This window comes from Rhodopseudomonas palustris (assembly GCF_003591005.1).
Lineage (GTDB): Bacteria > Pseudomonadota > Alphaproteobacteria > Rhizobiales > Xanthobacteraceae > Rhodopseudomonas > Rhodopseudomonas palustris_K.
Map to the genome: position 1 here is coordinate 26,726 of NZ_QYYD01000007.1, position 26,178 is coordinate 52,903.

The following is a 26,178-nucleotide window of genomic DNA, read 5'->3' on the forward strand; positions in this document are numbered from 1 at the left end:
CAAGTCGTCATTGCGAGCGAAGCGAAGCAATCCAGAGCGCCGTGCACGACGCTGGATTGCTTCGTCGGCTGCGCCTCCTCGCAATGACGGAGATGCAGCCCGCGGGGAGACGATCAAATCTCGAATACCTGCCCCGGCTTCAGCACCGCAAATCGCTCGCGCGGGACGCCGGCAGCGTCGAGCGCGGCGTAAAGGTCCTGCTCCGGGGCATCCATCGCCTCGTCGGTGAGCTGGAAGGTGAAGTGGTGATTGGCGAGCGCCTGCGCGGCGCCGCAATCCGCCAGCGCCATCACCGCATCGGCCGGGTTCATGTGCTGGTCCTGCATGAACCAGCGCGGCTCGTAGGCGCCGATCGGCAGAATGGCGAGCCGCAGCGGCCCGTGCGCCGCGCCGACATTGCGGAAGTGCTTGCCCTCGCCATAGCCGGAATCGCAGACGACGTAGATCTTGCCGGCCGGCGTCTCCACCACGAAGCTCGCCCATAGCGCGCGATTGCGATCGAACGGGCCGCGCGCCGTCCAATGCCGGGTCGGCACCAGCGTCACCGCGACGCCGTTGCCGAGGTCGACGCGGTCGCTCCAGTCATAGGCTTCAGCGCGAATCGCTGCGTCATGGCCGATCATCGTCAGATCGTTGCCGAGCGGCGTGATCACCCGCGGCGCGGCGCGCGCGGCGAGCCGCGACAGCGTCGCCAGATCGAGATGATCGTAATGGCCATGCGACACCAGCACGATGTCGATCTTGGGCAGCTTGTCGAACACGATGCCGGGATCGTTGTGGCGCTTCGGCCCGGCGAAGCTGACCGGCGACACCCGCTCCGACCACACCGGGTCGATCAGGATATTGAGGCCGCCGGTCTGCAACAGCCAGCTGGCATGGCCGACATAGCTCAGCCGCGCTTTTGTTCCGGTGACTTGCGGCGGCGGAATATCGCTCGAGGCGTTCGGCACCCAGTCGGGCCACGTGGCCGGCTTGGTGGTGAAGCGCCAGCGCAGCACGTCCATCCAACCCTTCGGCGGCACGCCGTCGCGGTCGAAGAAGCGCTCACCGTCGAAATGATCGGTGATCGGGCCTTTATACGAGGTCATGCGGGATACCCAGAAGGAGGACAGACCAGCGGTGGCAGCAAGGCCGGCGAGGCTCGCCAGCAGACGGCGGCGGGTGATCAACGTCATGCGGTCATGCGCCGACCAGCCCGACGCCTTCGGCAATCGCCGCGCGCGCCAGCGCCTTGTCGAGCGTCGCCAGCCCGATCCCCTCGCGTTGCGCGAGTTCGAGATAGGCGGCGTCGTAGAAGGTCAGATGGTGACGCTGGGCAATATTGAAGAGGGCGTCCGACGATGATGGAAGACGATCAAATGTGATGGCTGCGCGATTGATGCGCTCCAGAACGCGCTTGATCTGCTGATTGTCGATGCGTCCTCGTCTCGACCCGACCAACAAGGTGTTCCGAAGTTCGAACCAGAACAGCGCGGGTGCTACCGCGGTTGCGCTGCCTTGGAGGCGCGCAAACGCGGCATCGGCGACGGGCTCATCCTCATCGTCGAAACAATAGGCCGCCGCGACAGAGGCATCGAGCACGAAGCGCATTCAGAACCGACGACCTTCGTCACGCCAGGCAATAATCTCTTCCGCCGTCGCCGGCCCAGACTTCTTGCGCAGTTCTTTCAGTTCTTCGATCGCTCGGCGGGCATCCTCGCGATTGCTTTCTTCAAACGGAGGCGCCACCGCAACCGACCGTCCTCCATCACGGCTGATCGTGATCGTCTCGCCGCGCTCGACTTCGTCGAGCAGCTCGGTGATGTTGGCGCGCGCATCCGCGAGGCTGACGTGCTTCATGACCTTCGACCTTTGTTAAGTCGCCGACATATAGCAATTTTCTGCTGTTTCGGCAGACCCGGCAAAAGCACAAAGCGCCGCAATTCTTGACTTCAGAGCACTGTCGCGTCTAGATGCCGGCGAAATCTCGAAAAGTCTTCTTTTCGATCCGCCGACCGGCCCTGTGAGGCCGGAGGCCAACGTCCGACAGCGCGATGCGCCCTCGGGCGCCATAAGTGTTTGCTTCTGTAGGCCTTTCACCGGAAGGCCGTCGCTGGAATTGGGCCGATGTTCGACAATCTGTCGGAAAAGCTGGGTGGCATTCTCGATCGGCTGACCGGGCGCGGTGCGCTCAGCGAGGCCGATGTCGATGCGGCGATGCGCGAGATCCGCCGCGCGCTGCTGGAGGCCGACGTCGCGCTCGAAGTGGTGCGCTCGTTCACCGACAAGGTCCGCGAGCAGGCGATCGGCGCCACCGTAGTCAAGTCGGTCAAGCCCGGCCAGATGGTGGTCAAGATCGTCAATGACGAGCTGATCGCCATGCTCGGCTCCGAGAGCCAGGCGATCGATCTCAATGCCGTGCCGCCGGTGCCGATCATGATGGTCGGCCTGCAGGGCTCGGGTAAGACCACCACCACCGCCAAGCTCGCCCGCCGGATGACCGAGCGCGACAAGCGCAAGGTGCTGATGGCCTCGCTCGACGTCTATCGCCCGGCCGCCATGGAGCAGCTCGCGGTGCTCGGCCGTGACCTCGGCATCGACACGCTGCCGATCGTCGCCGGCCAGAAGCCGCCGGATATCGCCCGCCGCGCCATGGAAGCCGGCAAGCTCGGCGGCTACGACGTCGTGCTGCTCGACACCGCCGGCCGCACCACGCTCGACGAAGACATGATGAGCGAGGCGGCCGAGATCAAAGCCGCTGCCAGCCCGCATGAAGTGCTGCTGGTCGCCGATAGCCTCACCGGTCAGGACGCCGTCAATTTGGCGCGCGCGTTCGATCAGCGCGTCGGCCTCACCGGCATCGTGCTGACGCGAATCGACGGCGATGGCCGCGGCGGCGCCGCGCTGTCGATGCGCGCCGTCACCGGCAAGCCGATCAAGCTGATGGGCACCGGCGAAAAGACCGACGCGCTGGAAGATTTCCATCCCAGCCGTATCGCCGGCCGCATCCTCGGCATGGGCGACATCGTCTCGCTGGTCGAGAAGGCCGCCTCGACGCTCGACGCCGAGAAGGCCGCCGCCGTCGCCGAGAAGATGCGCAAGGGCAAGTTCGACCTCGCCGACATGCGCGAACAGCTGCTGCAAATGTCCAAGATGGGCGGCATCGGCGGGCTGATGGGGATGATGCCCGGTATCTCCAAGATGAAGAACCAGATCGCTGCGGCCGGCGTCGACGACAAGATCCTGCTGCGCCAGGTCGCGATCATCGATTCGATGACCCGCGAGGAGCGCAAGAACCCCGACATCCTCAAGGCCAGCCGTAAGAAGCGCATCGCCGCCGGCGCCGGCATCAAGGTCGAGGACGTCAACAAGCTGCTGAAGATGCATCGCAACATGGCCGACATGATGAAGGCGGTCGGCCGCGGCAAAGGCGGCCCGATGGCCGGCTTCGCCAAGGCGATGGGATTCGGCGGCGGTATGCCGTCCCCGGACGAAATCCGCGCCATGCAGGAAAAGATGAAAGCCGAAGGCGGCGGCCTGCCCGGCGGTCTTCCCGAGCTGCCGAAGGATCTGCCGGCGTCGCTGCGCGGCGGCCTGCCCAATCTGCCCGGCCTCACCGGCCTGTCCGGCAAGCCGACGCTGCCGGGCCTCGGCGGCCTGTTCGGGAAGAAGAAATGAGGCTGAGCACTCCCCTCTCCGTCATTCCGGGGCGCCGCGCAGCGGCGAACCCGGAATCTCTCTCGCAGAACGCTTCGGGATTCCGGGTTCGCGCTACGCGCGTCCCGGAATGACGAACTAACTATTCACTGAAACACACCGAACCCCCACCTAAGGAGCTCACAATGTCCGTCGTCATCCGCCTCGCGCGCGCTGGTACCAAGAAGCGCCCGTTCTATCACGTCGTCGTCGCCGACTCGCGTTTCCCGCGCGATGGCCGCTTCATCGAGCGTCTGGGTTACTTCAACCCGCTGATGGCCAAGGACAACGAAGCCCGCCTCAAGCTCGACCTCGACAAGGTCAAGGACTGGCTCGCCAAGGGCGCTCAGCCTTCGGATCGCGTCGCCCGTTTCCTCGACGTCACCGGCGTCAAGAAACGCGAGCCGCGCAACAATCCCGAGAAGGCGGTGCCGCGCAAGGAGCGCAAGGCCGCCGAAGCCAAGTAAGCCGGCCGGCTGATGCCGTCCGGGCAGATCTGCGTGGCCCGGCAAGTCTGCGTCGCTCGAATCGGCGCGCCGCATGGCGTGCGCGGTGCGGTGCGGCTGTGGAGCTTCACCGCCGATCCGTTCGCTGTGACCGACTACGGGCCGCTCGCCACCAAAGACGGCGCGCGGTCGTTCGAGATCGCGACGGTGCGGCAGGCCAAGGACCATTTGGTGGTGACGCTGAAGGGCGTCACCACGCGCGACGAGGCCGAGCGCCTCAACGGCCTCGAACTCTACGTGCCACGCGACACGCTGCCGCCCACCGAGGACGATGAGTACTACCACGCCGATCTGATCGGCCTCGCCGCGGTCACCACCGCGGGCGAACCGCTCGGCCGCGTGGTGGCGCTGCATAATTTCGGTGCCGGCGACATCATCGAGATCGCGCCACCATCGGGGCCGACGCTGCTGTTGCCGTTCACCAACGCGGTGGTGCCGACAGTGGACTTGACGGCCGGCCAGGTGATTATCGAGCCGCCCAGCGAAATCGAAGGCGACACGCCGAACCATCCGGAGGCGTAAGCCTCGGAGCGCCCTTGTTTCGCCTGTTCGCCTCAATGCTTATTGTCGTCATCGCCGGGCTCGACCCGGCGATCCATCCTCTTGCGAAGACGATGGATGCCCGGATCAAGTCCGGGCATGGCGTCTGAATTCGCTGCACGGCCTTCTCATGACCTGGCGCGCCACCGTCCTGACCTTGTTTCCGGAGATGTTTCCCGGCCCGCTGGGCGTCAGCCTGGCGGGGCGGGCTTTGGCGTCCGGGGTGTGGGGGCTGGAGACGCGGGACATCCGCGCGTCGGCCACCGACCGGCATCGCAGCGTTGACGACACGCCGGCCGGCGGCGGGCCCGGCATGGTGCTGCGCGCCGATGTGCTGGCGGCGGCGATCGATGCGGTCGATGCTTCGTCGGATCGCCCCCGCCTGGTGATGAGCCCGCGCGGCCGGCCGCTGTCTCAGGCGCGCGTTGCGGAACTCGCCGCCGGCCCCGGCCCGCTGATCGTCTGCGGCCGGTTCGAAGGCATCGACCAGCGGGTGATCGACGCCCGTCAGCTCGAGGAAGTGTCGATCGGCGACTATGTGCTGTCCGGCGGCGAAATCGCCGCGATGGCGCTGATCGACGCCTGCGTCCGGCTGCTGCCGGGGGTGATGGGGAAGCTTGCCTCCTCGACTGAGGAGAGCTTTTCGGCCGGGCTGCTGGAATATCCGCAATACACCCGGCCACAAATGTTCGAGGGCCGGCCGATCCCCGACATCCTGACCTCGGGCGACCACGCCAGGGTCGCGGCGTGGCGCCAGGCCGAGACCGAGGCCCTGACCAGGGCCCGCCGGCCGGATCTTTGGGCGCTGCGGCCGGTGCAAATCACGGGTCCGAAAAGCGAATCGCGAAAAACACCAAAAAACAAGACGGACGGGTGACAAACCCCCAGGATTGCCGTATAGCACCGGCAAATCCGTGCAATGGCAGGACAATGGATCTTCGCGCAGCCCGCGCCGGGATGGTCGGGCGCGCCGCCGATGGAGAATTACCGATGAACCTCATTCAGACGCTCGAAAAAGAGCAGTTCGACAAGCTGTCCGCCGGCAAGACGATTCCGGAGTTCGGTCCCGGCGACACCGTGATCGTCAACGTCAAGGTCGTCGAAGGCGAGCGCTCGCGCGTGCAGGCCTATGAGGGCGTGTGCATCGGCCGCTCCGGCGCCGGCATCAACGAAAGCTTCACCGTGCGCAAGATCTCGTACGGCGAGGGCGTCGAGCGCGTGTTCCCGCTGCTGTCGCCGATGATCGACTCGATCAAGGTGGTGCGCCGCGGCAAGGTGCGTCGCGCCAAGCTGTACTACCTGCGCAACCTGCGCGGCAAGTCGGCCCGCATCGTCGAGAAGAAGCAGGACCGCCCGGCCGCCGCGGCTGCTGCCAAGTAACCAGCTTCTCCGAAATCCGGAATTCTAAAGCGCGGCCTTTGGGTCGCGCTTTTTTGTTGCGGCTGCGTTGCGCGCTGGCTGGCCGCGCGAAACATTGTCGGCTCGCGGCGACGTGCTATATGGATGGAATGTTTCCAGATCGCACCACGCTTGCGCCCGCGCGCGTCGTCCTCGACGACCGCAGCCGCCTGCCGTGGCGGTTCTTCGGGCGGCTCACCACAGCCGCGCTGATTAGCTGATCCGCCGGCGCCGCGCCGCGCGATCCTGCTTCCACATCGACAATTCAAAGATCCTTGCGAAGGACCGACATCATGTCCGCCAATCCCACCACGCTGTACGACAAGATCTGGAACGACCATCTGGTGCACGAGGCCGACGACGGCACCTGCCTGCTGTATATCGACCGCCATCTGGTGCACGAAGTGACCTCGCCGCAGGCCTTCGAAGGCCTGCGCACCACCGGCCGCAAGGTCCATGCACCCGAGAAGACCCTGGCGGTGGTCGACCACAACGTGCCGACCAGCGATCGCTCCAAGCCCAATCCCGATCCGGAGAGCGCCGAGCAGATCGCCGCGCTGGCCGAGAACGCCCGCGACTTCGGCGTCACCTACTACAACGAATTCGACAAGCGGCAGGGCATCGTCCACGTCATCGGCCCGGAGCAGGGTTTTACGCTGCCCGGCACCACCATCGTGTGCGGTGACAGCCACACCTCGACGCACGGCGCGTTCGGGGCGCTGGCGCACGGCATCGGCACCTCCGAGGTTGAGCACGTGCTCGCGACCCAGACGCTGATTCAGAAGAAGGCCAAGAACATGCGTGCGACCGTCGACGGGCAACTGCCCGACGGCGTCACCGCCAAGGACATCATCCTGGCGATCATCGGCGAGATCGGCACCGCAGGCGGCACCGGCTACGTGCTGGAATACGCCGGGGACGCGATCCGCGCGCTGTCGATGGAAGGCCGCATGACGGTCTGCAACATGTCGATCGAAGGCGGCGCCCGCGCCGGCCTGATCGCGCCCGACCAGAAGGCCTACGACTTCCTGAAGGGCCGTCCGCTGGCGCCGAAAGGCGAATTGTGGGACGCGGCGATCCGCTATTGGGAGACGCTGCGCTCCGACGAGGGCGCGCATTTCGACCACGAGATCCGGCTCGACGCCGCCAAGCTGCCGCCGATCGTGACCTGGGGCACCAGCCCCGAGGACGTCATCTCGATCACCGGCAAGGTGCCGAACCCGGCCGACATCGCCGACGAAGCCAAGCGGCTCTCCAAGGAGCGCGCGCTGCATTACATGGGCCTGACGCCGGGCACTAAGATCACCGACATCAAGCTCGATCGCGTCTTCATCGGCTCCTGCACCAACGGCCGCATCGAGGACCTGCGTGCCGCCGCCAAGGTCGCCGAGGGCAAGACCGTGAACGGCAATGTCAACGCCATGATCGTGCCGGGCTCCGGCCTGGTGAAGGAACAGGCCGAGGCCGAGGGTCTGGACAAGATCTTCATCAAGGCCGGCTTCGACTGGCGCGAGCCGGGCTGCTCGATGTGCCTCGCCATGAACCCCGACAAGCTGGCGCCGGAAGAGCGCTGCGCCTCGACCTCAAACCGTAACTTCGAAGGCCGCCAGGGCTTCAAGGGCCGCACCCATCTGGTGTCCCCCGCAATGGCCGCAGCGGCGGCGATCGCCGGGCATTTCGTGGACATTCGCGACTGGCACTAAGTCCGCAGCGAAGTCATCACCACGTCATTGCCGGGCTCGACCCGGCAATCCATCCTTCGAAGACGATGGACCGCCGGATCAAGTCCGGCGGTTACGATCAGCGGACCAATCGGAAATGTAAACAGGCGCCTCATCGGGCGCCTGTTCTGTTTTGCGATAGCAATTACCAACTTGGTGACACACTCAGTCATCGAGGTTCGGCACCACCTCTCCGCTCGTCATGCCCGGCCTTGTGCCGGGCATCCACGCCTTGCAGCGCCGCAACCTTCGAAGGCGTCATGGCCGGGACAGGCCCGGCCATGACGACGGCGAGTGTCTGTGTAGACTGCGCCGGAGTGGTGAGCTGAACCAGGGCTGCTTTCGACCTTGCAGCTGACGAAACGTCGCCAACTACACGCCGCCCGGCTCAAGAGCGCTTACCAGGACGGCTGAAAGCCGTAGCCACCGAAGCCGAAGGGGAAGAACGGGGCCATGCCGTTTGCGCGATACCCATAGGGCTGCGCGCCGTAAGCGGGAGCCGCCCGTGCGCCGCGGTGGCGGTGACTGACGCGATATTTGTGGCCGCGCACTGCGCGCTGCTTGTGAGCATGGCCGCGATGCCGCGCGCTGAAGTCGGTAATGGCACGATCCTGGCCGAGTTGCGCCGTGATGAGGCTCGGCATATCCGACGCCTGCACCACCGCGGGAGTAAGCACTCCGAGCGCACACGCTACGACCGCGGCGCCGATCCATGTTCGCATCGCTTTATTCTCCTCGACTGTCGGCTGCGCAGATGTTAGCGCGTCGTAGCCGCAGGCGACAGGCCAAACAAAAACAGGCCCGTAAAACGGGCCTGTTTGCTGAACAATGCGTTGCGATCAGCGCCAGTGGCGATGATGGCCACGGAAGTGGCGATGATGGCCATAGGCACGGTGCGGGCGATGCCAGTGGCGATGCGCACGCGGGTGATGACGATAGCCGCGGTGATGGCGATAGCCATGACGATGGTGGCGATACTGCACTTCGCTCACGTTCGGCACGACATCGCGCTGCACGCTGCTGGCAATGCCCGCAGCCGCAACCGGCGCGGCCTCGGCATGCTTGGCCGGCGCTGCGATCAGCAGCAGGCCCGCGATAGCAGCCAGGCCGGAAAGTTTCCAAAAGTTCATGATGAGTTCCTTAGTTGAGATGCGCTTCATCCGATGATGCGGACTTGTTAGTAACAGGTCCGCAGAGCGACGGTGCCGCTTGTGATCATGCTGAAGCGCGGGACGTGAATGCGAAGTGAATGCGTCTGCATGCTCGAATAAATGCCGCTGCGTCCCGGTCGTTCCAGAGCCGCGGTTATTTACTTCGCACGCTGGGAAACAAACGACCGCTTTGCGCGTATTTGCTGGCATTCGGCGTAAGGAGACCAACATGACGCAGGCAGGCTGGGGACGAAGCGTCGCAGCAGCGATGGTCGCGATCTGCGGCATCGTGGCGCTTGGCGCAAACGTCGCGGCCGCGTCTCCCGCCATTGCGGCGCCAGCCGCCGGCGAGCCGGTCGAAACCGCGATGGCCTTCATGGTATACGGATCGATGGCGGTCGGAGTCGTCGCTGGTTTGATCACCCGGGCGCAGCGCTAATCGCGCGGTTCGGCGGCGTCGCGCAATGTAAGCGCAGCTCAGCCGCGCTGCCGCCAGAAGCAGTTCATCCGCGGCGTGATCACGGTGCCGCTCGGCCGATATTCCTGCACATAGGTGGCGGTGCAGTCGCGCACCGCGTTCGGCCCGGGATTGAAGCGCGGATAGACGTCGTCGCCCGGCGCGACGCGCGGATAGATCCGCAGCTGCCGCGGCCTGCGGCGCTGCTGCGCCGACAGATCGGTGGTGGTGGCCGAGGCTGACTGCGCGACCATCTGGGACTGCGCCTGCGCAGCATCCGGCATCTGCGCAAACAGCAGCGCCGCGCCGAGCCCCGCCGCCGTCGTCATCCGTCCGATCATCGCCGCCGTCCCATCCCATTGGTCCTCGCCGGCACCGTCCCCGATCAGGCCGCTGCCGTCAACCGCAACCGCTTGCCGGCTTTGCCGAACGCGCCGTCATCCCCTACAACACGCGGATGTGGACCACCGCCAAAGCGCCCTCGCTCGCCGATTTCGAACAGATGGCGCACGACGTCTACGGCAAGCTGCCGGACGAGTTTCGCGCGCTGTGCGAGGGCGTCATCATCCGGGTCGACGATTTCCCGACCGACGAGGTGATGGACGAGTTGCAGGCGCAGACCGAATTCGACCTGCTCGGCCTGTTTCAGGGCGTCGGCCTGCCGCAGCAGTCGAGCCAGGACATCGCCCCGATGCCCAACATGATCTGGCTGTATCGCCGCCCGATCCTCGACTATTGGGCCGATCACGACGACACCCTGGGCGAGATCGTCCGCCACGTCCTGATCCACGAAATCGGCCACCATTTCGGCCTGTCCGACGCCGATATGGAGGCGATCGAGGCGCAGGCCGAGGGGTGAGACCCTCCACGTCATTGCGAGGAGGCGAAGCCGACGAAGCAATCCAGCTCCGCATGCCTGGCTTCTGGATTGCTTCGCTTCGCTCGCAATGACGAATGGGCAGGGCCACCTGCGCAACAAACGCCTTGGAACGCCGCCGCGGGCCGGCTAGAACCCGGGCTCAATCTGGGAAAATCGCCATGGACAAGTTCACCACGCTGGAAGGCGTCGCGGCGCCGCTGAAGATCATCAATGTCGATACCGACATGATCATTCCGAAGCAGTACCTGAAGACCATCAAGCGCACCGGCCTCGGCAAGGGCCTGTTCTCCGAGCAGCGCTACAACGACGACGGCAGCGAGAACCCGGAGTTCGTGCTGAACAAGCCGGCCTATCGCAAGGCGTCGATCCTGGTCGCCGGCGACAATTTCGGCTGCGGGTCGAGCCGCGAGCACGCGCCCTGGGCGCTGCTCGATTTCGGTATCCGCTGCGTGATCTCGACCTCGTTCGGCGACATCTTCTACAACAACTGCTTCAAGAACGGCATCCTGCCGATCCGCGTGTCACAGGACGAGCTCGACAAGCTGTTCGACGACGCCGAGCGCGGCGCCAACGCCACCGTGACGATCGACCTCGCGGCGCAGGAAATCCGTGGCCCGGACGGCGGCACGATCAAGTTCGAGATCGACCCGTTCCGTAAGCACTGCCTGATCAACGGCCTCGACGACATCGGCCTGACGCTCGAGAAGAAGGCGTCGATCGACAGCTACGAAGACAAGCTCAAGACCGAACGCGCCTGGGCGTAAGATCGCCCCACCCACCGTCATTCCGGGGCGCTCGCGCAGCGAGCGAACCGGAATCCGGATGGGTTCTGCGACTCTAGCGTTTCCACAATCTCTGGATTCCGGGTTCGCCCGCAAAGTGCGGGCGCCCCGGAACGACGGTGCCTGGGGTTAGCTGAATGACGGTGTCTGGGGTTTAGCTGTTGAGCGGCAGCTACGAGACAAACTCGAGACCAGGCGCGCCTGGGCGTGAGGCCCTTGCCCCAGGCAGTCATTCCGGGGCGCGCGCAGCGCGAACCCGGAATCCCGATGGGTTCTGCGACTCCGCCGTTTCCACAACTGCGAGATTCCGGGTTCGCGAGCTGTGCTCGCGCCCCGGAAGGACGGTGCCTGGGGCTGGCCCGACGCTAGTCCAGCACTGGCGAGTCAGGGGCGACTCGCCTGTTTTGCAGGCCGCTTACTTCCCCGCCCGCGCGATCGCGTCGGCGATCGCAATGGTCTTTTTGGCGATTTCGGCGTGCAGCCGTTCGACCATGCGGCCGTCGAGCTGGATCGCGCCGCGTCCCTGGTTTTCCGGGCGTTCGAACGCGGTGAGGATGGCACGGGCCTGGGCGATGTCATCGGCCGGCGGCGTAAACGCCGCGTTGCAGGCGTCGATCTGGCCAGGGTGGATCAGGGTCTTGCCGTCAAAGCCGAGATCGCGCGCCTGCGCGCACTCGGCCGCGAGCCCGTCGACATTGGCGATATCGCCATAGGGGCCGTCGAGCGCGACGAGGCCGTGGACGCGCGCGGCCAGCACGCAGTTCAGCATCATCGGCAGCATCGTCGAGCGGCCCGGCAGCATGCGGATGCCGGTCTCGCGCGCAATGTCGTTGGGGCCGAACACGAAGCCGGCGAGCCGGTTCTCCGCATTCTGCGCTTGCGAGGCCAGCTCTTCGGCGTGCAGCACACCGCGCGCGGTCTCGATCATGATCCAGACCCGGATCGCCGGGTCGGCGTTCAGCGTGGACAGCTGCGACGCGATCGTCGCGATGTCCTCGACGCTCGACACCTTCGGCACCAAAATGCCGTCCGGCTTGACCTTGGCGGCCATCGCGATGTCGTCCCGCCACCACGGCGAATCCAGTGCGTTGATCCGCACCAGCACCTCGCGATGGCCGAAGCCCTTGGCCGCCACCGCCGCGGCGATCTGCTCGCGCGCCTGCGCCTTGGCGTCCGGCGCCACCGCGTCCTCGAGGTCGAGGATCAGACCGTCGGCCGGCAGCAGCCGGGCCTTCTCCAGCGCCCGCGCGTTGGATCCCGGCATGAACAGCAGGCTGCGGCGCGGTCGGATCATCTCTGCCCCCAATTCAGGAAAATCGGCCGAGCGGATAACATTTCGCCGCTTGCGCCGGAAGGCTTGTTCGTCGCGACATCCTGTGATTATGCGTGCGGGATCAGGCGCGCGCGGATCCCTGGTCGCATCACGTCACCGCATCCGCGCAAACATTCGCAAGCTCAAGATCCTCCAGCCTAAGAGAGACCGCGCCGATGGCCGCCTTCCCGACCTCCCTGATCTCCGGATACGAAGCGTTCCGAACCCAGCGGCTGCCGACCGAACAAAGCCGCTTTCGCGAGCTCTCCGAGCGCGGCCAGTCGCCCGAGGTGATGCTGATCGGCTGCTGCGACTCGCGGGTGTCGCCCGAAGTAATTTTCGACGCCGGCCCGGGCGAAATGTTCGTGGTCCGCAATGTCGCCAATCTGGTGCCGGTGTACGAGCCCGACGGCGGCGCGCACGGCGTCTCGGCGGCGCTGGAATTCGCCGTGCAGGTGCTGAAAGTGAAGCACATCGTGGTGCTCGGCCATGCGCAATGCGGCGGCATCCGCGCTTTCGTCGAGAAACCGGCGCCGCTAACGCCGAGCGACTTCATCGGCCGCTGGATGTCGATGTTCACCAAGCCGGGCGAAGTGGTCGAGCAGCGCGAAGCCGAAACCATGCAGGAGTTCATCACCCGCGTCGAGAAAGCCGCGGTGTTCCGCAGCCTTGAAAACCTCATGACCTTCCCGTGCATCAAGATCCAGGTCGAGCGCGGCAAGATCCAACTGCACGGGGCCTATTTCGGCGTGGCCAACGGCGAACTCTCGGTGCTCGATCAGGAAACCAAGCAGTTCGTGCCGGCCGTGAAGGCGAAGTAAGTCCCTTGGCGACTACAGCTATCGCGGCGTCTCACAAATCCGTCATGGCCGGGCTTCCCGGGCATGACGGCGTGGCGCAATTCGGAACAGAGCGTGAACTTCGTGCGTTGTCGATACAGCACAGGAGCTCAGCGATGGACAATCCGAAAACGACCACGGCTTCGAACACCGAGAAGGATCCGGACGACTGGGTCAGTGGCGACGAGCCGATGACCGGTGCGCAGGCATCTTATCTCAAGACGCTGAGCGAGCAGGCGCACGATCCCGACGCTTATCAGGACGATCTCAGCAAGGCCGAGGCCTCGAAGCGGATCGACGCATTGCGCGAGAAGGCGGGAGTCGCGAAGTAGCGTTTCGCCCACCAGCACGCCGGCTCGCTTACGCGAAGCCGGCGCCTACTCCATCACGGCTGCATGATCGGGCGCCTGGCTCTGCTTGCGCAGCGCCGCCTTGGACGAGCCGATGATCAGCGCCATCGGCACCGCGCAGATCGTCACCAGCATGATCAGCTGATAGTCGAGCCCGAAGGCGATGATCGAGGCCTGCAGGGTCACGATCGCGTCCATCATCGCCTTGCCGGTGTCGGTCGCCATGTTGATGACGCCGGCGACGTTGGGCATCTGCAGCGCGTCGTTGAACGGCGTGACGTGCTCGACCAGCACCGCATGCGCCATTCGGGTGTTCGAGGTGAGCTGGGCGATGACGATCGAGATGCCGACCGAGCTGGCGACGTTGCGCAGCAGCGTCAGCATCGCGGTGCCGTCGGTGCGCAGATGGCCGGGCAGCGTCAGGAACGCCACCGTCGACAGCGGCACGAATACCAGGCCGAGGCCGAACCCTTGCGCCACGCTGACGACGATGAACTCCGTGACACCGGTCTGATCGGTCCATTTCGAGGTGAAGTACATCGTCACGGTCAGCAGTGTCATGCCCGACATGATCAGCGTGCGCGCTTCGATGTAGCGCATGATCCGCCCGACCAGCATCATGGCCACGAAGGTGCCGGAACCGCGGGTGGCGAGCAGCAGGCCGGCGGTCAGGATCGGATAGCCGATGACGTTCTGCAGGAACGGCGACGACAGCGCCATCGTCGAATACAGCACCAGCCCCATCACGCACATGAAGATCGCTCCGCCGACGAAGTTCTTGTCCCTGAAGATGGCGAACTGGATGAACGGCCGCGACGTCGTGAAGGAGTGGGCGAAGAAGTAGTAGAACCCGACCACCGCGACGATCGACTCGAGGATGATCTCTTTGGACTCGAACCAGTCGAGCTGCTCGCCGCGATCGAGCGCGAGCTGCATCGAGCCGATGCCGACGGCGAGCGCCGCGAAGCCGAACCAGTCGAATTTCATCTCGTGGTTGAGCTCGGTCTCGTCCATGAACAGCATCAGCCCGGCCACCGTGACGATGCCGAACGGCAGGTTGACGAAGAACACCCAGTGCCACGAATAGGTCTCGGTCAGCCAGGCGCCGAGCGATGGGCCCATGATCGGGCCGAGCATCACGCCCATGCCCCAGATCGACATCGCCTTGGCGCGCTCGTGCAGCGCGTACATGTCGAGCATCACGGTCTGCGACAGCGGCACCAGAGCGGCGCCGAACACGCCCTGCAGCAGGCGGAACAGCACCATCTGGGTGATGTCCTGGGCGAGGCCGCACATCACCGAGGCGATGGTGAAGCCGGCCGAGCAGATGATGAAGATGCGCTTGCGGCCGAACCGATTGGCGATGAAGCCGACCGGCGCCGTCATGATGGCGGCGGCGACGATGTAGGAGGTCAGCACCCAGTTGACCTGATCCTGCGAGGCCGACAGCGAACCCTGCATATAGGGCAGCGCGACGTTGGCGATGGTGGTATCGAGCGCCTGCATGATCGTCGCCGTCATGGCGCAGACCGTCACCATGGTCCGGCGCAGGCCGGGGACCGCAGCCGGATGGGCGGCGCTCGACATCGCTTACTTCGCCTCGGCGGCGTGCTCGGACGGGGCGGCCTTGGCCGGGCCGAAGCCGAACAGGCCGGCCAGCGATCGGGTGTGATGGGTGTCGATCGCGACGTTGACGCTCATGCCGGCTTTCAGCCGGCGCACCATCGGGTCGTTGTCGTCGAACGCGATCCGCAGCGGCACGCGCTGCACCACTTTGACGAAATTGCCGGTGGCATTCTGCGGCGGCAGCACGGCGAATTGCGCGCCGGTGCCGGGCGAGAGCGACGACACCGTGCCGACGAACTGATGATCCGGGAAGGCGTCGACGTCGAGCGTCACCTTCTGGCCGACCGCGACGTAGGTGAAGTCGCTTTCCTTCGGATTGGCGTCGACCCACGGCGCCGAGGTGTCGATGACGCTGAACACCGGCGTGCCGGCGGCGACGAAGCGGCCGAGCTGGATGTTGTCGACCTGGGTCGCGGTGCCGTTCATCGGCGCCCGAATGGTCGCGAGGTCGAGATTGCGCTGGGCGTCGTCGAGCGCCGCTTTGGCCTGCATGTAGGCGGGGAATTGCTCGAGGGGCAGATCCGGATCGCCGAGCAGTTGATTGAGCGCGGTCGAGCGCTGCTGCATCACCAATTGCAGCTGCGCCTTGGCGGTGACCAGCGCGGTGGCGGAGTTGTCGAGGTCGAGCTGCGAGCCGGCGCGGCTCTGCACCAGCGACGATTTGCGGTCGACATCGCGCTGCTTGAGGTCGATGCCGGCGTTCACCAGCTCGACGGTCTGGCCGTAGATCTTGACGTTGGCGACGAGATTATCGTGCGTGGTCTTGGCGTCGGCGAGCTTGGCCTGGGCTTGCGCCAGCGCCAGCCGGAACGGCACCGGATCGATCTGGAACAGCTGATCGCCGGTCTTGACGTGCTGACCTTCCTTGACGGTGACGCTGACGATCTTGCCGGCGACGTCGGGCGTGATCAGCACCTTCTGGGCGCCCACATAGGCGTCGTCGGTGGTGACGTAGCGGCCGCCCGACAAATAGAACGCGATGCCGCCGATCAGCACCACGAGCGGCAGCACCACCAGCAGCAACGGTCGCCGATAGCGGCGCAGCGTGCCACCGAGGCCGCGCTTCGGCTCGCGGCCGACGGCGGCGTCGACATCGCCAGCACCTTTCTGCTCGGCAGGAAATTTGAGGACGGGATCAGCCATAACGCTGTTCCTTTCGAGTCTGGTCCGTCTGACAGGATTGTTGAATGGCGGTGCGGACGTTTTCCTTGATGGTTTCCATCTGCGTCAGCAGCCGCTGCGCATCCGCCGGACTGATGCCGGCGAGCGCGGTCTCGGTGAGTTCGGAGCGAAGCCCGGCCAATTTGGCCAGCAGCGGACGGGCGGCCTCGCACAAATGCAGCCGCTTGACGCGCCGGTCGCTGTCATCGCTGCGGCGCTCCAGCCAGCCGTTGTCGCACAGCTTGTCGATCAGCCGCGTCAGCGTGATCGGCTGCAGATCCATCTGTTCGGCGAGTTCGGACTGTTTCAGGCCTTCGCACCGCTCGACCTTGGCCAGCACCGCCCACTGCGCCCGCGTGATGCCGTGGCGCGCCGCCTGCCGGTCCGCATAAGCGCGCAGCAGCCGTTGCACCTCGCCCAACGTGAACATGAAATGTTGATCGACAGACCCGCGGGTCATCGGACGCTTCACTCCCTAAGCTTGGCTAAAGTAAGCTAGCTTATGATTTACAGCAGTACCGTTGTCCGCATGAGGCGTTGTGACGCGTGCATGGCTTTGCCACCGCGGAACCCCGGCGGTCCGAACGAGACATGCCGGCCAAAGCGGCGTAGACTGATCGCCTCGCTCGTCGCTCCGGGGACCGCGGCCATGCTGCAGCGGAAAGGCTCATCGATGACAGCTGTGAAGCCGGCGTTTCCAGCGCCTGATCATGATCACGACCGTTGCGCGGCCGAAGGTCTCGAATATGCCGAGCGGATCTGTGCCGACCGCTCGCAGAACCTGACCCCGATCCGCCGCCACGTGCTGCGTGCACTATTGTCGAGCCATCGGCCGCTCGGCGCCTATGAGGTGATCGAAGAGCTGGCGCGGGTGATGCCGCGGCCGGCGCCGATCACGGTGTACCGCGCGCTCGACTTTCTGATGCAGAACGGCCTGGTGCACCGCATCGAAAGCCGCAACGCGTTTCTCGCCTGCGGGCGCGAGCACGACGATGCGTCCGCAGTTGCATTCCTGATCTGCGAAAGCTGCGGCTCGGTCGGCGAAATCCCGGCAGCGGCCGTGGCGCAGAGCCTTAGCGAGGCCGCGCGCCAGACCGGCTTCACCCCGAGCCTGTCGGTCGTGGAGATCACCGGCCTTTGCGGGCATTGCCAATCCCCCTGACGCGGTCTACGCCTCATTGATCGGGAGGAGCGCTGCTCGCATCGCGAGCGCGCCCCAAGCAACACGGCGATAAGCCGGAGGCACCATGTCATCCTCGATCGATCATTTACGCCTGCAAACGCCGGTCCGATGGCGCAACCGGTAAGTGCTGCGGTCGGCCGGCCGCTGTCCGCCGGCGCTATCCTGCTCATGCTGGTGTGCTGTTTCAGCTGGGGCTTCAACCAGATCGCCATCAAGCTGGTGATGGCTGAGATTCCGCCGTTCCTGCAGGCGGCGATCCGCTCCAGCGCCGGCATGGTGGTGCTGCTGATCATCATTTGGGCGCGCGGCGTGAAGCTGTTCCAGCGCGACGGCACGCTGAAGGCCGGGCTGTTTGCCGGCGTGCTGTTCGGCCTGGAATTCGTGCTGATCTACAGCGGCCTGATGCTGACCACCGCGACGCGCGGCGTGGTCTTTCTCTACTCCGCGCCGTTCATCGTGGCGCTCGGCTCCTACCAGTTCCTCGGCGAGCGGCTGAGCGCCGTGCAATGGACTGGCCTGGCGCTGAGCTTCGTCGGGGTCGCCGTGGCGATCGGCGTGCCGCAGCCCGACGTCGATGCCAAAGTCCTGCTCGGCGACCTGTTGCTGGTCGCCGGCGGCGCGATGTGGGGCGCCACGACGCTGATCGTCAAAGGCAGTCGCCTACAGACGGCCCCGGCCGAGAAGGGCTTGGCCTACCAGATCGCCGTCTCGATCCCGATCCTGTTCGGCGCGGCGCTGGTTTCGGGCGAATCCATCGCCAAAATGCCAAGCCTCGGCACCGTGAGCCTGATGGCCTACCAGTCGATATGGGTGGTCGGCCTGACGTTTCTGCTCTGGTTCGGCCTGGTGAAGACCTATTCGGCCAGCAAATTGTCGGCTTTTTCATTCATTACCCCTTTATTCGGGGTGGTGGCAGGCTATGTCATCATGCACGACCCGCTGACCCCGGCCTTCGGCTTCGCGGCGTTGCTAGTGATCGCCGGCCTGTACCTGGTCAATCGGCCCGCCAAAGCGGCTTGAGGCCGAGGTCCGGGTTCCTGCGCCGATTGATCGATTGCTGAATGTCATCGAAATCTGATATTTGGACGCCATGAACAAGCTCGAAAATCCGCTGCTGAACGACGTCGCCGGCCCCGCGCCGCGGCACAGAACCACCCAGGTCATGGTCGGCGATATCGCCGTCGGCGGCGGTGCGCCGATCGTCGTGCAGTCGATGACCAACACCGACACGGCGGATATCGAAGGCACCATCAAGCAGGTCGCGGCGCTGGCCCGCGCCGGCTCCGAAATGGTCCGGATCACGGTCGACCGCGAGGAGGCCGCCGCGGCCGTCCCGCACATCCGCGACGGCCTGCGCAAGCTCGGCCTGACCACGCCGCTGATCGGCGACTTCCATTATATCGGCCACAAGCTGCTGGCCGACTATCCCGCCTGTGCCGAGGCGCTCGACAAGTACCGCATCAACCCGGGCAATGTCGGCTTCAAGGCCAAGCGCGACACCCAGTTCGCCGACATCGTCGAAATCGCTATCAAGAACAACAAGGCGGTCCGGATCGGCGCCAATTGGGGCTCGCTCGACCAGGAGCTGCTGACCCGGCTGATGGACGAGAACGCCGCCAGCGCCAATCCGCGCGACGTCCGCGCCGTCACCCGCGAGGCGATGGTGCAGTCGGCGCTGCTGTCGGCCGCCCGCGCCGAAGAGATCGGCCTGCCGAAAAACAAGATGATCCTGTCCGCCAAGGTCTCGGCCGTGCAGGACCTGATCGCGGTCTACCAGGACCTTGCTGCCCGCTCCGACTATGCCATCCATCTCGGCCTGACCGAGGCCGGCATGGGCAGCAAGGGCATCGTCGCCTCCTCGGCGGCGCTCGGCATCCTGCTGCAGCAGGGCATCGGCGATACCATCCGGATCTCGCTGACGCCCGAGCCCGGCGGCGATCGCACCAAGGAGGTGCAGGTCGCGCAGGAACTGCTGCAGACCATGGGCTTCCGCACCTTCGTGCCGCTGGTCGCGGCCTGCCCCGGCTGCGGCCGCACCACCTCGACGACGTTCCAGGAACTGGCGCGCTCGATCCAGGACTTCATCCGCGACGAGATGCCGACCTGGCGCAGCCAGTATCCGGGCGTCGAGAACCTCAACGTCGCGGTGATGGGCTGCATCGTCAACGGCCCCGGCGAGAGCAAGCACGCCAATATCGGTATCTCGCTGCCCGGTACCGGCGAAACCCCGGCCGCCCCGGTGTTCGTCGACGGCGAGAAATTCCGCACCCTGCGCGGCGAAAACATCGCGGCCGACTTCAAGGCGCTGGTGATCGACTACATCGAACAGCGCTACGGCGCTGCCCCGAAGCCCAGCGTGGCGCAGATGGTGCCGGCGGCGGAGTAATCCGCCGGGATGCTCAATCGGCGCTGGTGATCTCGCGTCGCGCGGTATGACGGATGCTGACGATAACGACTTCGTCAGCGACGTCATCCACGACGTGGAAGATGACGAACGGATAGCGTACGACCGAAAGCGCGCGAACGTTCTCCACGTCTGTCTTGTGCCCTGCGAGCGGAAATTGTTCGAGCAACCGGACTCGGTCCTGAATCCGGCGGGCGACGCCCGCTGAAGCGCTCGGCTGATGCGCAGCAATGTAAGACAAAATGGCGTCGAGTTCCTGGACCGCATGATCGGACCAGCGGACTTTCATCCTTGGTAGCGGTCGAACAGCGCCGTTACGGTTTCGTCACTGGCCAGACGTCCGGCGCGCATATCTTCCAGTCCCCGCCGGATCGCAGCGCGGTCTGCGTCTGTTACGCGATAGACCAAGTCATGGCGCGCCTCGATGTCCGCAACGGAAGCCAGTAGCTCGTTCTGAGCCTCGGGCGGCCATGCGGAAACGCGATCGAGCAGCAGGTCGAAATCAGCCTTGGTCATCACGCGATGATAGCAGATTCCCGGTCCGGCGACAGCGGATAGGCTTGATTGATCGAGTACCACTCACTCCTGCCGCGTCGCAAACTCCCTATTCGCCAGACTCGCCTCCTCCAGATCGAGATCGCGCTCGATGCGGCGCCGAGCTTCGTCGGTGATCTTGCCGTCGCGAAGCTGCCGATGGATGAATTTGCGCTCGACCGCGATCAGCTCGCGCACCAGTGCGCGGGCGTTGGCGCTGGCCTCGTAGGCATCGTCGTCGAGCGAGGACGGCAGTTGGTTGGCGCGGCTTTCGTGCCGGGCGCGCAGCAGCTTGATCACTTCGTCCGATAGATCGCGATCGTTGGTCATTGCGCTCAACGACGCATAAGCCGCGTCGAGCGCATCGCGCCGCGCGGCGATCTCGTTCTCGTGTTCGAAGATGTGCTCGCTCTGGCCGTCGCGCGCGATGCCGAGCGCCCTGACGAGCGCCGGCAGCGTCAGACCAAGGCCGACCAGGGTGATCAAGATCACCCCGAAGGCAACGAACAGAATCAGGCCGCGATCAGGGAAGAAGCTGCCGTCCGGCAGCGTGAACGGCAGGGCCAGCGCGGTCGCGAGCGAGACGGCGCCGCGCACCCCGGTGAAGCCGACCACAAAGGTCGCGCGCCACGACGGCGCGGTTTCGCGGGCCCGCACCCGCGGGCTCAGCAAGTGCGGCAGATAGGTCGCCGGATAGACCCAGAGGAAGCGCGCCAGAATGACGATCGCGGCAACCAGCACGGTCGCGACGAGGACATCGTCGAGCGGAAACTCCTTCGATCGCTCGAGGATCGCCCGCAACTGGAATCCGGTGAGCAGAAACAGCAACCCCTCGATCAGATAGATCACCAAGTCCCAGAAGAACACGCCCTGCAGCCGGGTCGCCGCCGAGATCAGCAACGGGCCGTTCCATGAGATGTACAGGCCGCACGCCACCGTGGCGATCACGCCGGAGCCGCCGAGGTGCTCCGGGATCCAATAGGCGATATAGGGCGTCAGCAGCGACAGCGTGATTTCGATTTGCGGATCGCGCGCCCAGCGCCGAAGCCGCAGGCTGAGCCAGCCGATCGCGATGCCGAACACGATTTCGCCCGCCAGGATCGTCACGAAAGTGAGCGAGGCCTTCGGCAGCGAGAATGCCCCGGTCATGATCGCCGCCAGCGCAAACCGGTAAAGAATCAACGCGGTGGCATCGTTGGCGAGCCCCTCGCCTTCCAGCACCACCACGATCCGGCGCGGCAGGCCGAGCCGGCGCGCAATCGCCAGCGGCGCGACGACATCCGGCGGCGCCACGATGGCGCCGAGCAGAAAGCCGACCGCCCATGGCAGCCCGATCAAGTAATGCGTCGCCACCGCGACCGCACAGGCGGTAAAGATCACGCAGCCGATCGCCAGGAGACCGATGGCGCGCAGGTTGAAGCGGAATTCGCGCCAGCTCATCGCCACGCTCGACGAATAGATCAACGGCGGCAGCACCAGCAGCAGGATCAGATCCGGCGGCAGCTCGATCGCCGGCATGCCGGGAATGAACGCCAGTGTGATTCCAATCAGCATCAGCAGGATCGCCGGCGCAACCTGGAGGCGCCGGGCCAGCAGCGAGGTTCCGGCCAGCACCGCAAGCAGGATCAGAAAGATCTGGAATTTGGCTTCCACGGGACCGCGATGTTGGTGAGCCGGCTCCGATCTGTCACCCGAGTACCGAATGAGGTCAAGCCGGCCAGGCGATCAAGCCGTGCAATCCAAGTGCGCGGCTTTTGATTCAACGACGTATCAGCTCTGCGCACCGGCGCTAACCGGCCATTGACTCTCGGCCGACGGGAATACCTCTGGTTATAGCTTTGGCAAGATTCGCGCGCTTTGCTGCATGCATGGGATCGGCGGGCTCCATTACACAGACTGGGAAGGCGCGTTCACGGACGCGGGCCGCACCGCGCCGGGTGTCGGCCAAGCAGGCGGCCGGACTGGCGCTGTCGGCCTTCACCACGATCGACTCCGGCCTGGCGATGATCGCGCCCGATGGCCGGATGCTGATGAGTAATCCGGCGTTCGCGCGGCTGTTCGGTGAGATCTCGTCGGACGATCTGCTGGCACGGCTGCAGCTCTCGGCGTGGGCCGAGGCCAGCGTTGCTACGCCGCTGCTGTCGGTGAACGGCCGCACCGTGCGGATCCGGGTGACGGCACTGCCGGAAGGCTACGTCCTCGATTGCGAAGACATGACCGATCAGTTCGACCGGATCGCGCGGGACGCCAAGCGAGCCCGCACCGACCGTCTGACCGAGCTCGGCAACCGGCTGCTGCTGCGCGAGCGGTTGCAGGATCTGCTCGCCGGCCCCGCCGCGGTCCGCAACGATTGCGCGCTGTTGACCATCGATCTGGATCGCTTCAAGGCGATCAACGACACGCTCGGCCGTAATATCGGCGACGCCTTGCTCGGGCTGGTGGCGCGCCGGATTCGCGCCACGGTGACGGACGAGGACGTCGTCGTTCGGCTCTACGGCGATCAGTTCGCCATCATCCAGCACGCCCGACCGCAGCCGCAGTCCGCCATCAATCTGGCCAAGCGGTTGCGCGACCTGCTGAGCCGGCCCTATATGCTGGAGGGACAACTGATCGACGTCACCGCCAATGTCGGGATTGCGCCGCTGGCGCAGGCAGTGGCCGACGTCGATCAGGCGATCAAGCATGCCGACCTGGCGCTGCGCCGTGCCAAGCAGGATCACTCCGTCGATTACTTCGTGTTCGAGTCCAGCCTGGACGAGACTGTAAGGGCGCGCCGGGCGCTCGAGACCGATCTGCGCCGGGCGCTGGCGCTGCGCGAATTCGCGCTGGTGTATCAGCCGCAATTCGACCTGCAGAGCGGCCGCGTCACCGGCGTGGAGGCGCTGCTGCGCTGGAATTCGCCGACTCGCGGTCCGGTATCGCCGATGGACTTCATCCCGCTTGCCGAAGAGACCGGCATCATCAGTCCGATCGGCGAATGGGTGCTACGCACCGCCTGCCGCGACGCAGCAAACTGGCCGGACGACATCACCGTGGCGGTCAACATCTCGGCCGTGCAGTTCGCCAACCGGGCGCTGGCCAGCGCTGTGTTGTCGGCGCTGTCGGACAGCGGGCTGGATCCGCGCCGGCTCGAACTCGAGATCACCGAAAGCGTGATGCTCGACGCGCGCGGCACCGCGCTTGGTGTGCTGCAGCAGCTGCGGGCGACCGGCGTACGCGTCTCGCTCGACGACTTCGGCACCGGCTATTCATCGCTCGGCTATCTGCGCAGCTTTCCGTTCGACAAGATCAAGATCGATCAGAGCTTCGTCCGCGGCACCTCCGAGGACCCTGGCAACCGCGCGATCGTGCGGGCCATCGCCTCGCTCGGTCAGAATCTCGGCATGGCCACGGTCGCCGAGGGGGTCGAGACCACCGAGCATATCGAGCGGGTCAGCGCCGACGGCTGCACCCATGCGCAGGGCTATCTGATCAGCCGGCCGTTGCCGGCCGAACAGGTTGAACCGTTTCTGGCGCGTAGCGACGTCGCGCCCGAACTCGCTCTGTCCGACAGCGTCAAGGTGGCGTAGTGCCGATCCGGCCGTATCGCTGCGTCTATTGGAGCAAGAACCGGATCGATGGCGAAGCCGACGCGCTCGGCGCCGGCCTCGCGTCGATTCTCGACTCGGCCCGCCGCAACAACAAGCTGCTCGGCGTCACCGGCGCGCTGGTATCCGATCGGGGGCTGTTCGCCCAGCTGCTGGAAGGCGAGATCCGCGCCGTGGAACGGGTGTTCGAAAACATCCAGCGCGACGAGCGCCACGGCGACATCCAGGTGCTGTCGTTCGGCCTCGCCACCGAGCGCGCGTTTCGTCCGTGGCCGATGGCCTTTCTCGGCCGCACGCCCGAGGAGCATGTCCGGTTCGCCGATCGCGACGACGAGACCGGCGCCAGCATCCGCCGGCTCGAAGCCGAGCGGCTGCGCGACATCGTCCGCGTGCTCGGCGGCGAAGGCCCGCTGCAACGCGGCTGATGCTCACAACGCGCTGGCGGCGATGTTGACCATCAGGGCGACCAGCGCGGTGTTGAACACGAACGACGCTACGCCATGCGCGGTCGCGGTGCGGCGAATCGTCTTGTCGGTGATACCGACGTCGGATACCTGCGCGGTCATGCCGATCACGAACGAGAAGTACACGAAATCCCAATAGTCGGGCTCGGCGGAGTCGTCGCCGTTGCCCGGAAATGCCAGGCCGCCGACCTGACTGCCGCGGTAGTACTCGTGCGCGTAATGCAGCGCGAAGGTGGTATGCACCGCCGCCCAGGACAGCGCGATGGTGACGATCGCCAGCACCAGCTCGGCTTTGCCGCGATGGCCGCCGCCGAGTTCGAACACGATCGCGGCGATGCTGGCGAAGGCACCGGCGGCCGTCACCAGCAGGATCAGGAAGCGGCCGTCATCCTGCCACACCGCGTTGCGGCGGATGTAGTCGACGCCGCAGCGTGCCATCATGGCGAAGGCCAGCGTCAGATACACCACGATCGACACGTCCCAGGCGATCAGCGCCTTTGTCACCGGCCGCAGCCACGCCGGCAACAGCAATGCCGACACGACGCCGACCGCGATCGAGATGAACAGCCGCGGCCGGGAATACACCACGCGGACGGCGCGAGGCAGTTTGCGAAAGCGCAGGAGGCGGCTGTCCTCGGGCGCCGCGCGGCTCATCCGGCGATCAGCTCTTGCGCTCGGCCACGAACCGGGCAGCAGCGCGCAGCACGTCGCCCTTAGCCCCGAACGGCGCCAGCGCCTCGTCGGCTCGCGCAATCAGGTCGCGCACCCGCTGCTTGGCGCCGTCGACGCCGAGCTGGGTGACGAAGGTGGTCTTGCCGAGCGCGGCATCGGCGCCGGCCGGCTTGCCGAGCGCTTCGGCATCGCCTTCGACGTCGAGCAGATCGTCAGCGATCTGGAAGGCCTCGCCGAGCGCGCGGCCGTAATCGTCGAGCGCGCGATACTGATCGGCCGTCGCCTGGCCCAGGATGGCGCCGGAGATGCAGCCGTAGCGCAGCAAGGCGCCGGTTTTCATCTGCTGCAACTTTGCCACGTCGACCGGCTCGCGGTCGCCGAACCGGCCTTCGCCGGCGAGATCGAGCATCTGGCCGCCGACCATGCCGCCGAGCCCGGCGCAGCGCGCCAGCACACGGTTGAGATCGAGCCGCACCTTGGCATCGTGATGCACCTCGTCGCGGGTGATGATGTCGAACGCCAGCGTCAGCAGCGCGTCGCCGGCCAGGATCGCTGTGGCATCGTCATAGGCCTTGTGCAGCGTCGGCCGGCCGCGGCGCAGATCGGAATTGTCCATCGCGGGCAGATCGTCATGGATCAGCGAATAGCAATGGATGCATTCCAGCGCCGCGCCGACCAGCAGCGCGCCGGCCCGGTCCACTCCGAACACCGCTGCGCTCTCCACCGCCAGAAACGGACGCAACCGCTTGCCGCCGCCGAGCGTCGAATAGCGGATCGCCTCCATCAGCCGGCGGGGACGGGCGATCTCATCCGGCAGCAGATCATCGGACAACAGCCGTCCGAGCAGGGCTTCGGTCTCCTCGGCGGTGGCGTCGAGCCGTTTGGCGAAATCGATCGTGGACGTGCCGGTGGCCATTCGAAAGTGCTCCAGATAAA

Annotated in this window: 31 protein-coding genes; 16 read left to right on the forward strand and 15 right to left on the reverse strand. The window is 65.6% G+C overall.

The window, feature by feature from the left end:
• Window positions 1–113 precede the first annotated feature (113 nt).
• From D4Q52_RS08280 to D4Q52_RS08290, 3 genes are read right to left on the reverse strand one after another with little or no spacing between them, the layout of a single operon-like run.
• Window positions 114–1,175: an MBL fold metallo-hydrolase gene (locus D4Q52_RS08280; protein ID WP_119856082.1), complete on the reverse strand. Its 1,062-nt coding sequence runs from the start codon at window positions 1,173–1,175 to the stop codon at window positions 114–116.
• 4 nt (window positions 1,176–1,179) lie between these two features.
• Window positions 1,180–1,590, reverse strand: a complete 411-nt coding sequence (locus tag D4Q52_RS08285) for a type II toxin-antitoxin system VapC family toxin (RefSeq protein WP_119856083.1) — start codon at window positions 1,588–1,590, stop codon at window positions 1,180–1,182.
• Window positions 1,591–1,839: a type II toxin-antitoxin system Phd/YefM family antitoxin gene (locus D4Q52_RS08290; protein WP_119856084.1), complete on the reverse strand. Its 249-nt coding sequence runs from the start codon at window positions 1,837–1,839 to the stop codon at window positions 1,591–1,593.
• Window positions 1,840–2,106: 267 nt separating this feature from the next.
• Between D4Q52_RS08290 and ffh the strand changes: the two genes are divergently transcribed.
• The 6 genes from ffh (at window position 2,107) to leuC (ending at window position 7,822) form a co-directional block, all read left to right on the forward strand.
• Window positions 2,107–3,657: a signal recognition particle protein gene (ffh, locus tag D4Q52_RS08295; protein ID WP_119856085.1), complete on the forward strand. Its 1,551-nt coding sequence runs from the start codon at window positions 2,107–2,109 to the stop codon at window positions 3,655–3,657.
• A 164-nt stretch (window positions 3,658–3,821) separates the two neighbouring features.
• Entirely contained in the window at window positions 3,822–4,142 is a 321-nt protein-coding gene (rpsP, locus tag D4Q52_RS08300; protein WP_054165179.1) for a 30S ribosomal protein S16, read from the forward strand.
• A gap of 12 nt (window positions 4,143–4,154) precedes the next feature.
• Window positions 4,155–4,703, forward strand: a complete 549-nt coding sequence (gene rimM, locus D4Q52_RS08305) for a ribosome maturation factor RimM (protein WP_119856086.1) — start codon at window positions 4,155–4,157, stop codon at window positions 4,701–4,703.
• 148 nt (window positions 4,704–4,851) lie between these two features.
• Window positions 4,852–5,598, forward strand: a complete 747-nt coding sequence (trmD, locus tag D4Q52_RS08310) for a tRNA (guanosine(37)-N1)-methyltransferase TrmD (RefSeq protein ID WP_119856087.1) — start codon at window positions 4,852–4,854, stop codon at window positions 5,596–5,598.
• A 113-nt stretch (window positions 5,599–5,711) separates the two neighbouring features.
• A complete protein-coding gene (rplS, locus tag D4Q52_RS08315) occupies window positions 5,712–6,101 on the forward strand; it encodes a 50S ribosomal protein L19 (protein WP_119856088.1) in 390 nt (129 codons plus the stop codon).
• Window positions 6,102–6,412: 311 nt separating this feature from the next.
• On the forward strand, window positions 6,413–7,822 hold the full coding sequence (leuC, locus tag D4Q52_RS08320) for a 3-isopropylmalate dehydratase large subunit (protein WP_119856089.1): 1,410 nt from the start codon (window positions 6,413–6,415) through the stop codon (window positions 7,820–7,822).
• A 416-nt stretch (window positions 7,823–8,238) separates the two neighbouring features.
• Here leuC and D4Q52_RS08325 read toward each other — a convergent pair whose 3' ends face one another.
• Both D4Q52_RS08325 and D4Q52_RS08330 read right to left on the reverse strand, forming a co-directional pair.
• Window positions 8,239–8,562, reverse strand: coding sequence for a hypothetical protein (locus D4Q52_RS08325; protein ID WP_119856090.1), 324 nt, complete (start codon window positions 8,560–8,562; stop codon window positions 8,239–8,241).
• A 117-nt stretch (window positions 8,563–8,679) separates the two neighbouring features.
• Window positions 8,680–9,000, reverse strand: a complete 321-nt coding sequence (locus D4Q52_RS08330) for a hypothetical protein (protein ID WP_234831122.1) — start codon at window positions 8,998–9,000, stop codon at window positions 8,680–8,682.
• 220 nt (window positions 9,001–9,220) lie between these two features.
• On the opposite strand from D4Q52_RS08330, the gene D4Q52_RS26215 reads away from it, so the two are divergent.
• Window positions 9,221–9,430 (forward strand): hypothetical protein, encoded by a 210-nt coding sequence (locus tag D4Q52_RS26215; protein WP_147407775.1) that lies wholly within the window; start codon window positions 9,221–9,223, stop codon window positions 9,428–9,430.
• A 38-nt stretch (window positions 9,431–9,468) separates the two neighbouring features.
• Here D4Q52_RS26215 and D4Q52_RS08335 read toward each other — a convergent pair whose 3' ends face one another.
• A complete protein-coding gene (locus D4Q52_RS08335; RefSeq protein ID WP_119856091.1) occupies window positions 9,469–9,789 on the reverse strand; it encodes a hypothetical protein in 321 nt (106 codons plus the stop codon).
• A gap of 116 nt (window positions 9,790–9,905) precedes the next feature.
• Between D4Q52_RS08335 and D4Q52_RS08340 the strand changes: the two genes are divergently transcribed.
• The gene (locus D4Q52_RS08340; protein ID WP_119856092.1) at window positions 9,906–10,307 is read left to right on the forward strand and encodes a metallopeptidase family protein; all 402 of its coding nucleotides are present in this window, start codon (window positions 9,906–9,908) and stop codon (window positions 10,305–10,307) included.
• Window positions 10,308–10,486: 179 nt separating this feature from the next.
• Window positions 10,487–11,092: a 3-isopropylmalate dehydratase small subunit gene (gene leuD / locus D4Q52_RS08345; protein WP_119856093.1), complete on the forward strand. Its 606-nt coding sequence runs from the start codon at window positions 10,487–10,489 to the stop codon at window positions 11,090–11,092.
• Window positions 11,093–11,525: 433 nt separating this feature from the next.
• Here leuD and D4Q52_RS08350 read toward each other — a convergent pair whose 3' ends face one another.
• Window positions 11,526–12,404, reverse strand: coding sequence for an HpcH/HpaI aldolase/citrate lyase family protein (locus D4Q52_RS08350; RefSeq protein WP_119856094.1), 879 nt, complete (start codon window positions 12,402–12,404; stop codon window positions 11,526–11,528).
• A gap of 194 nt (window positions 12,405–12,598) precedes the next feature.
• On the opposite strand from D4Q52_RS08350, the gene D4Q52_RS08355 reads away from it, so the two are divergent.
• Both D4Q52_RS08355 and D4Q52_RS08360 read left to right on the forward strand, forming a co-directional pair.
• Window positions 12,599–13,243 (forward strand): carbonic anhydrase, encoded by a 645-nt coding sequence (locus tag D4Q52_RS08355; RefSeq protein WP_119856095.1) that lies wholly within the window; start codon window positions 12,599–12,601, stop codon window positions 13,241–13,243.
• A gap of 134 nt (window positions 13,244–13,377) precedes the next feature.
• A complete protein-coding gene (locus tag D4Q52_RS08360) occupies window positions 13,378–13,593 on the forward strand; it encodes a DUF3072 domain-containing protein (RefSeq protein ID WP_119856096.1) in 216 nt (71 codons plus the stop codon).
• Window positions 13,594–13,638: 45 nt separating this feature from the next.
• Here D4Q52_RS08360 and D4Q52_RS08365 read toward each other — a convergent pair whose 3' ends face one another.
• From D4Q52_RS08365 to D4Q52_RS08375, 3 genes are read right to left on the reverse strand one after another with little or no spacing between them, the layout of a single operon-like run.
• Complete coding sequence (locus tag D4Q52_RS08365) at window positions 13,639–15,198, reverse strand: DHA2 family efflux MFS transporter permease subunit (protein ID WP_119856097.1); 1,560 nt, start codon at window positions 15,196–15,198, stop codon at window positions 13,639–13,641.
• A 3-nt stretch (window positions 15,199–15,201) separates the two neighbouring features.
• A complete protein-coding gene (locus D4Q52_RS08370; RefSeq protein WP_119856098.1) occupies window positions 15,202–16,380 on the reverse strand; it encodes an HlyD family secretion protein in 1,179 nt (392 codons plus the stop codon).
• Window positions 16,373–16,858 carry a MarR family winged helix-turn-helix transcriptional regulator gene (locus tag D4Q52_RS08375; RefSeq protein WP_119856229.1) on the reverse strand — a complete coding sequence of 162 codons (486 nt, stop codon included), beginning with the start codon at window positions 16,856–16,858 and terminating at the stop codon, window positions 16,373–16,375. The genes D4Q52_RS08370 and D4Q52_RS08375 overlap by 8 nt, the downstream gene beginning before the upstream one ends.
• A 213-nt stretch (window positions 16,859–17,071) precedes the next feature.
• On the opposite strand from D4Q52_RS08375, the gene D4Q52_RS08380 reads away from it, so the two are divergent.
• From D4Q52_RS08380 to ispG, 3 genes are all read left to right on the forward strand, one after another.
• Window positions 17,072–17,560 carry a Fur family transcriptional regulator gene (locus tag D4Q52_RS08380; RefSeq protein WP_119856230.1) on the forward strand — a complete coding sequence of 163 codons (489 nt, stop codon included), beginning with the start codon at window positions 17,072–17,074 and terminating at the stop codon, window positions 17,558–17,560.
• 129 nt (window positions 17,561–17,689) lie between these two features.
• Window positions 17,690–18,601 carry a DMT family transporter gene (locus D4Q52_RS08385; protein ID WP_119856099.1) on the forward strand — a complete coding sequence of 304 codons (912 nt, stop codon included), beginning with the start codon at window positions 17,690–17,692 and terminating at the stop codon, window positions 18,599–18,601.
• 70 nt (window positions 18,602–18,671) lie between these two features.
• A complete protein-coding gene (gene ispG, locus D4Q52_RS08390; RefSeq protein ID WP_119856100.1) occupies window positions 18,672–19,967 on the forward strand; it encodes a flavodoxin-dependent (E)-4-hydroxy-3-methylbut-2-enyl-diphosphate synthase in 1,296 nt (431 codons plus the stop codon).
• 13 nt (window positions 19,968–19,980) lie between these two features.
• Here ispG and D4Q52_RS08395 read toward each other — a convergent pair whose 3' ends face one another.
• The 3 genes from D4Q52_RS08395 to D4Q52_RS08405 form a co-directional block, all read right to left on the reverse strand.
• On the reverse strand, window positions 19,981–20,274 hold the full coding sequence (locus D4Q52_RS08395; RefSeq protein WP_119856101.1) for a type II toxin-antitoxin system RelE/ParE family toxin: 294 nt from the start codon (window positions 20,272–20,274) through the stop codon (window positions 19,981–19,983).
• Window positions 20,271–20,501 (reverse strand): hypothetical protein, encoded by a 231-nt coding sequence (locus D4Q52_RS08400; protein WP_119856102.1) that lies wholly within the window; start codon window positions 20,499–20,501, stop codon window positions 20,271–20,273. The genes D4Q52_RS08395 and D4Q52_RS08400 overlap by 4 nt, the downstream gene beginning before the upstream one ends.
• A 63-nt stretch (window positions 20,502–20,564) precedes the next feature.
• Window positions 20,565–22,172, reverse strand: coding sequence for a Na+/H+ antiporter (locus D4Q52_RS08405; protein WP_119856103.1), 1,608 nt, complete (start codon window positions 22,170–22,172; stop codon window positions 20,565–20,567).
• Between the two features lie 284 nt (window positions 22,173–22,456).
• Here D4Q52_RS08405 and D4Q52_RS08410 point away from each other — a divergent pair, with 284 nt between their 5' ends.
• On the forward strand, window positions 22,457–24,088 hold the full coding sequence (locus tag D4Q52_RS08410) for a bifunctional diguanylate cyclase/phosphodiesterase (RefSeq protein WP_349627408.1): 1,632 nt from the start codon (window positions 22,457–22,459) through the stop codon (window positions 24,086–24,088).
• Window positions 24,088–24,531 (forward strand): BLUF domain-containing protein, encoded by a 444-nt coding sequence (locus D4Q52_RS08415; RefSeq protein ID WP_119856105.1) that lies wholly within the window; start codon window positions 24,088–24,090, stop codon window positions 24,529–24,531. The genes D4Q52_RS08410 and D4Q52_RS08415 overlap by 1 nt, the downstream gene beginning before the upstream one ends.
• Window positions 24,532–24,534: 3 nt before the next feature.
• On the opposite strand, the gene D4Q52_RS08420 is transcribed toward D4Q52_RS08415, so the two are convergent.
• Together D4Q52_RS08420 and D4Q52_RS08425 are read right to left on the reverse strand one after the other, a co-directional pair.
• Complete coding sequence (locus tag D4Q52_RS08420; RefSeq protein ID WP_119856106.1) at window positions 24,535–25,224, reverse strand: DUF1345 domain-containing protein; 690 nt, start codon at window positions 25,222–25,224, stop codon at window positions 24,535–24,537.
• A 7-nt stretch (window positions 25,225–25,231) separates the two neighbouring features.
• On the reverse strand, window positions 25,232–26,158 hold the full coding sequence (locus D4Q52_RS08425) for a polyprenyl synthetase family protein (protein WP_119856107.1): 927 nt from the start codon (window positions 26,156–26,158) through the stop codon (window positions 25,232–25,234).
• Between the last annotated feature and the right edge of the window lie 20 nt (window positions 26,159–26,178).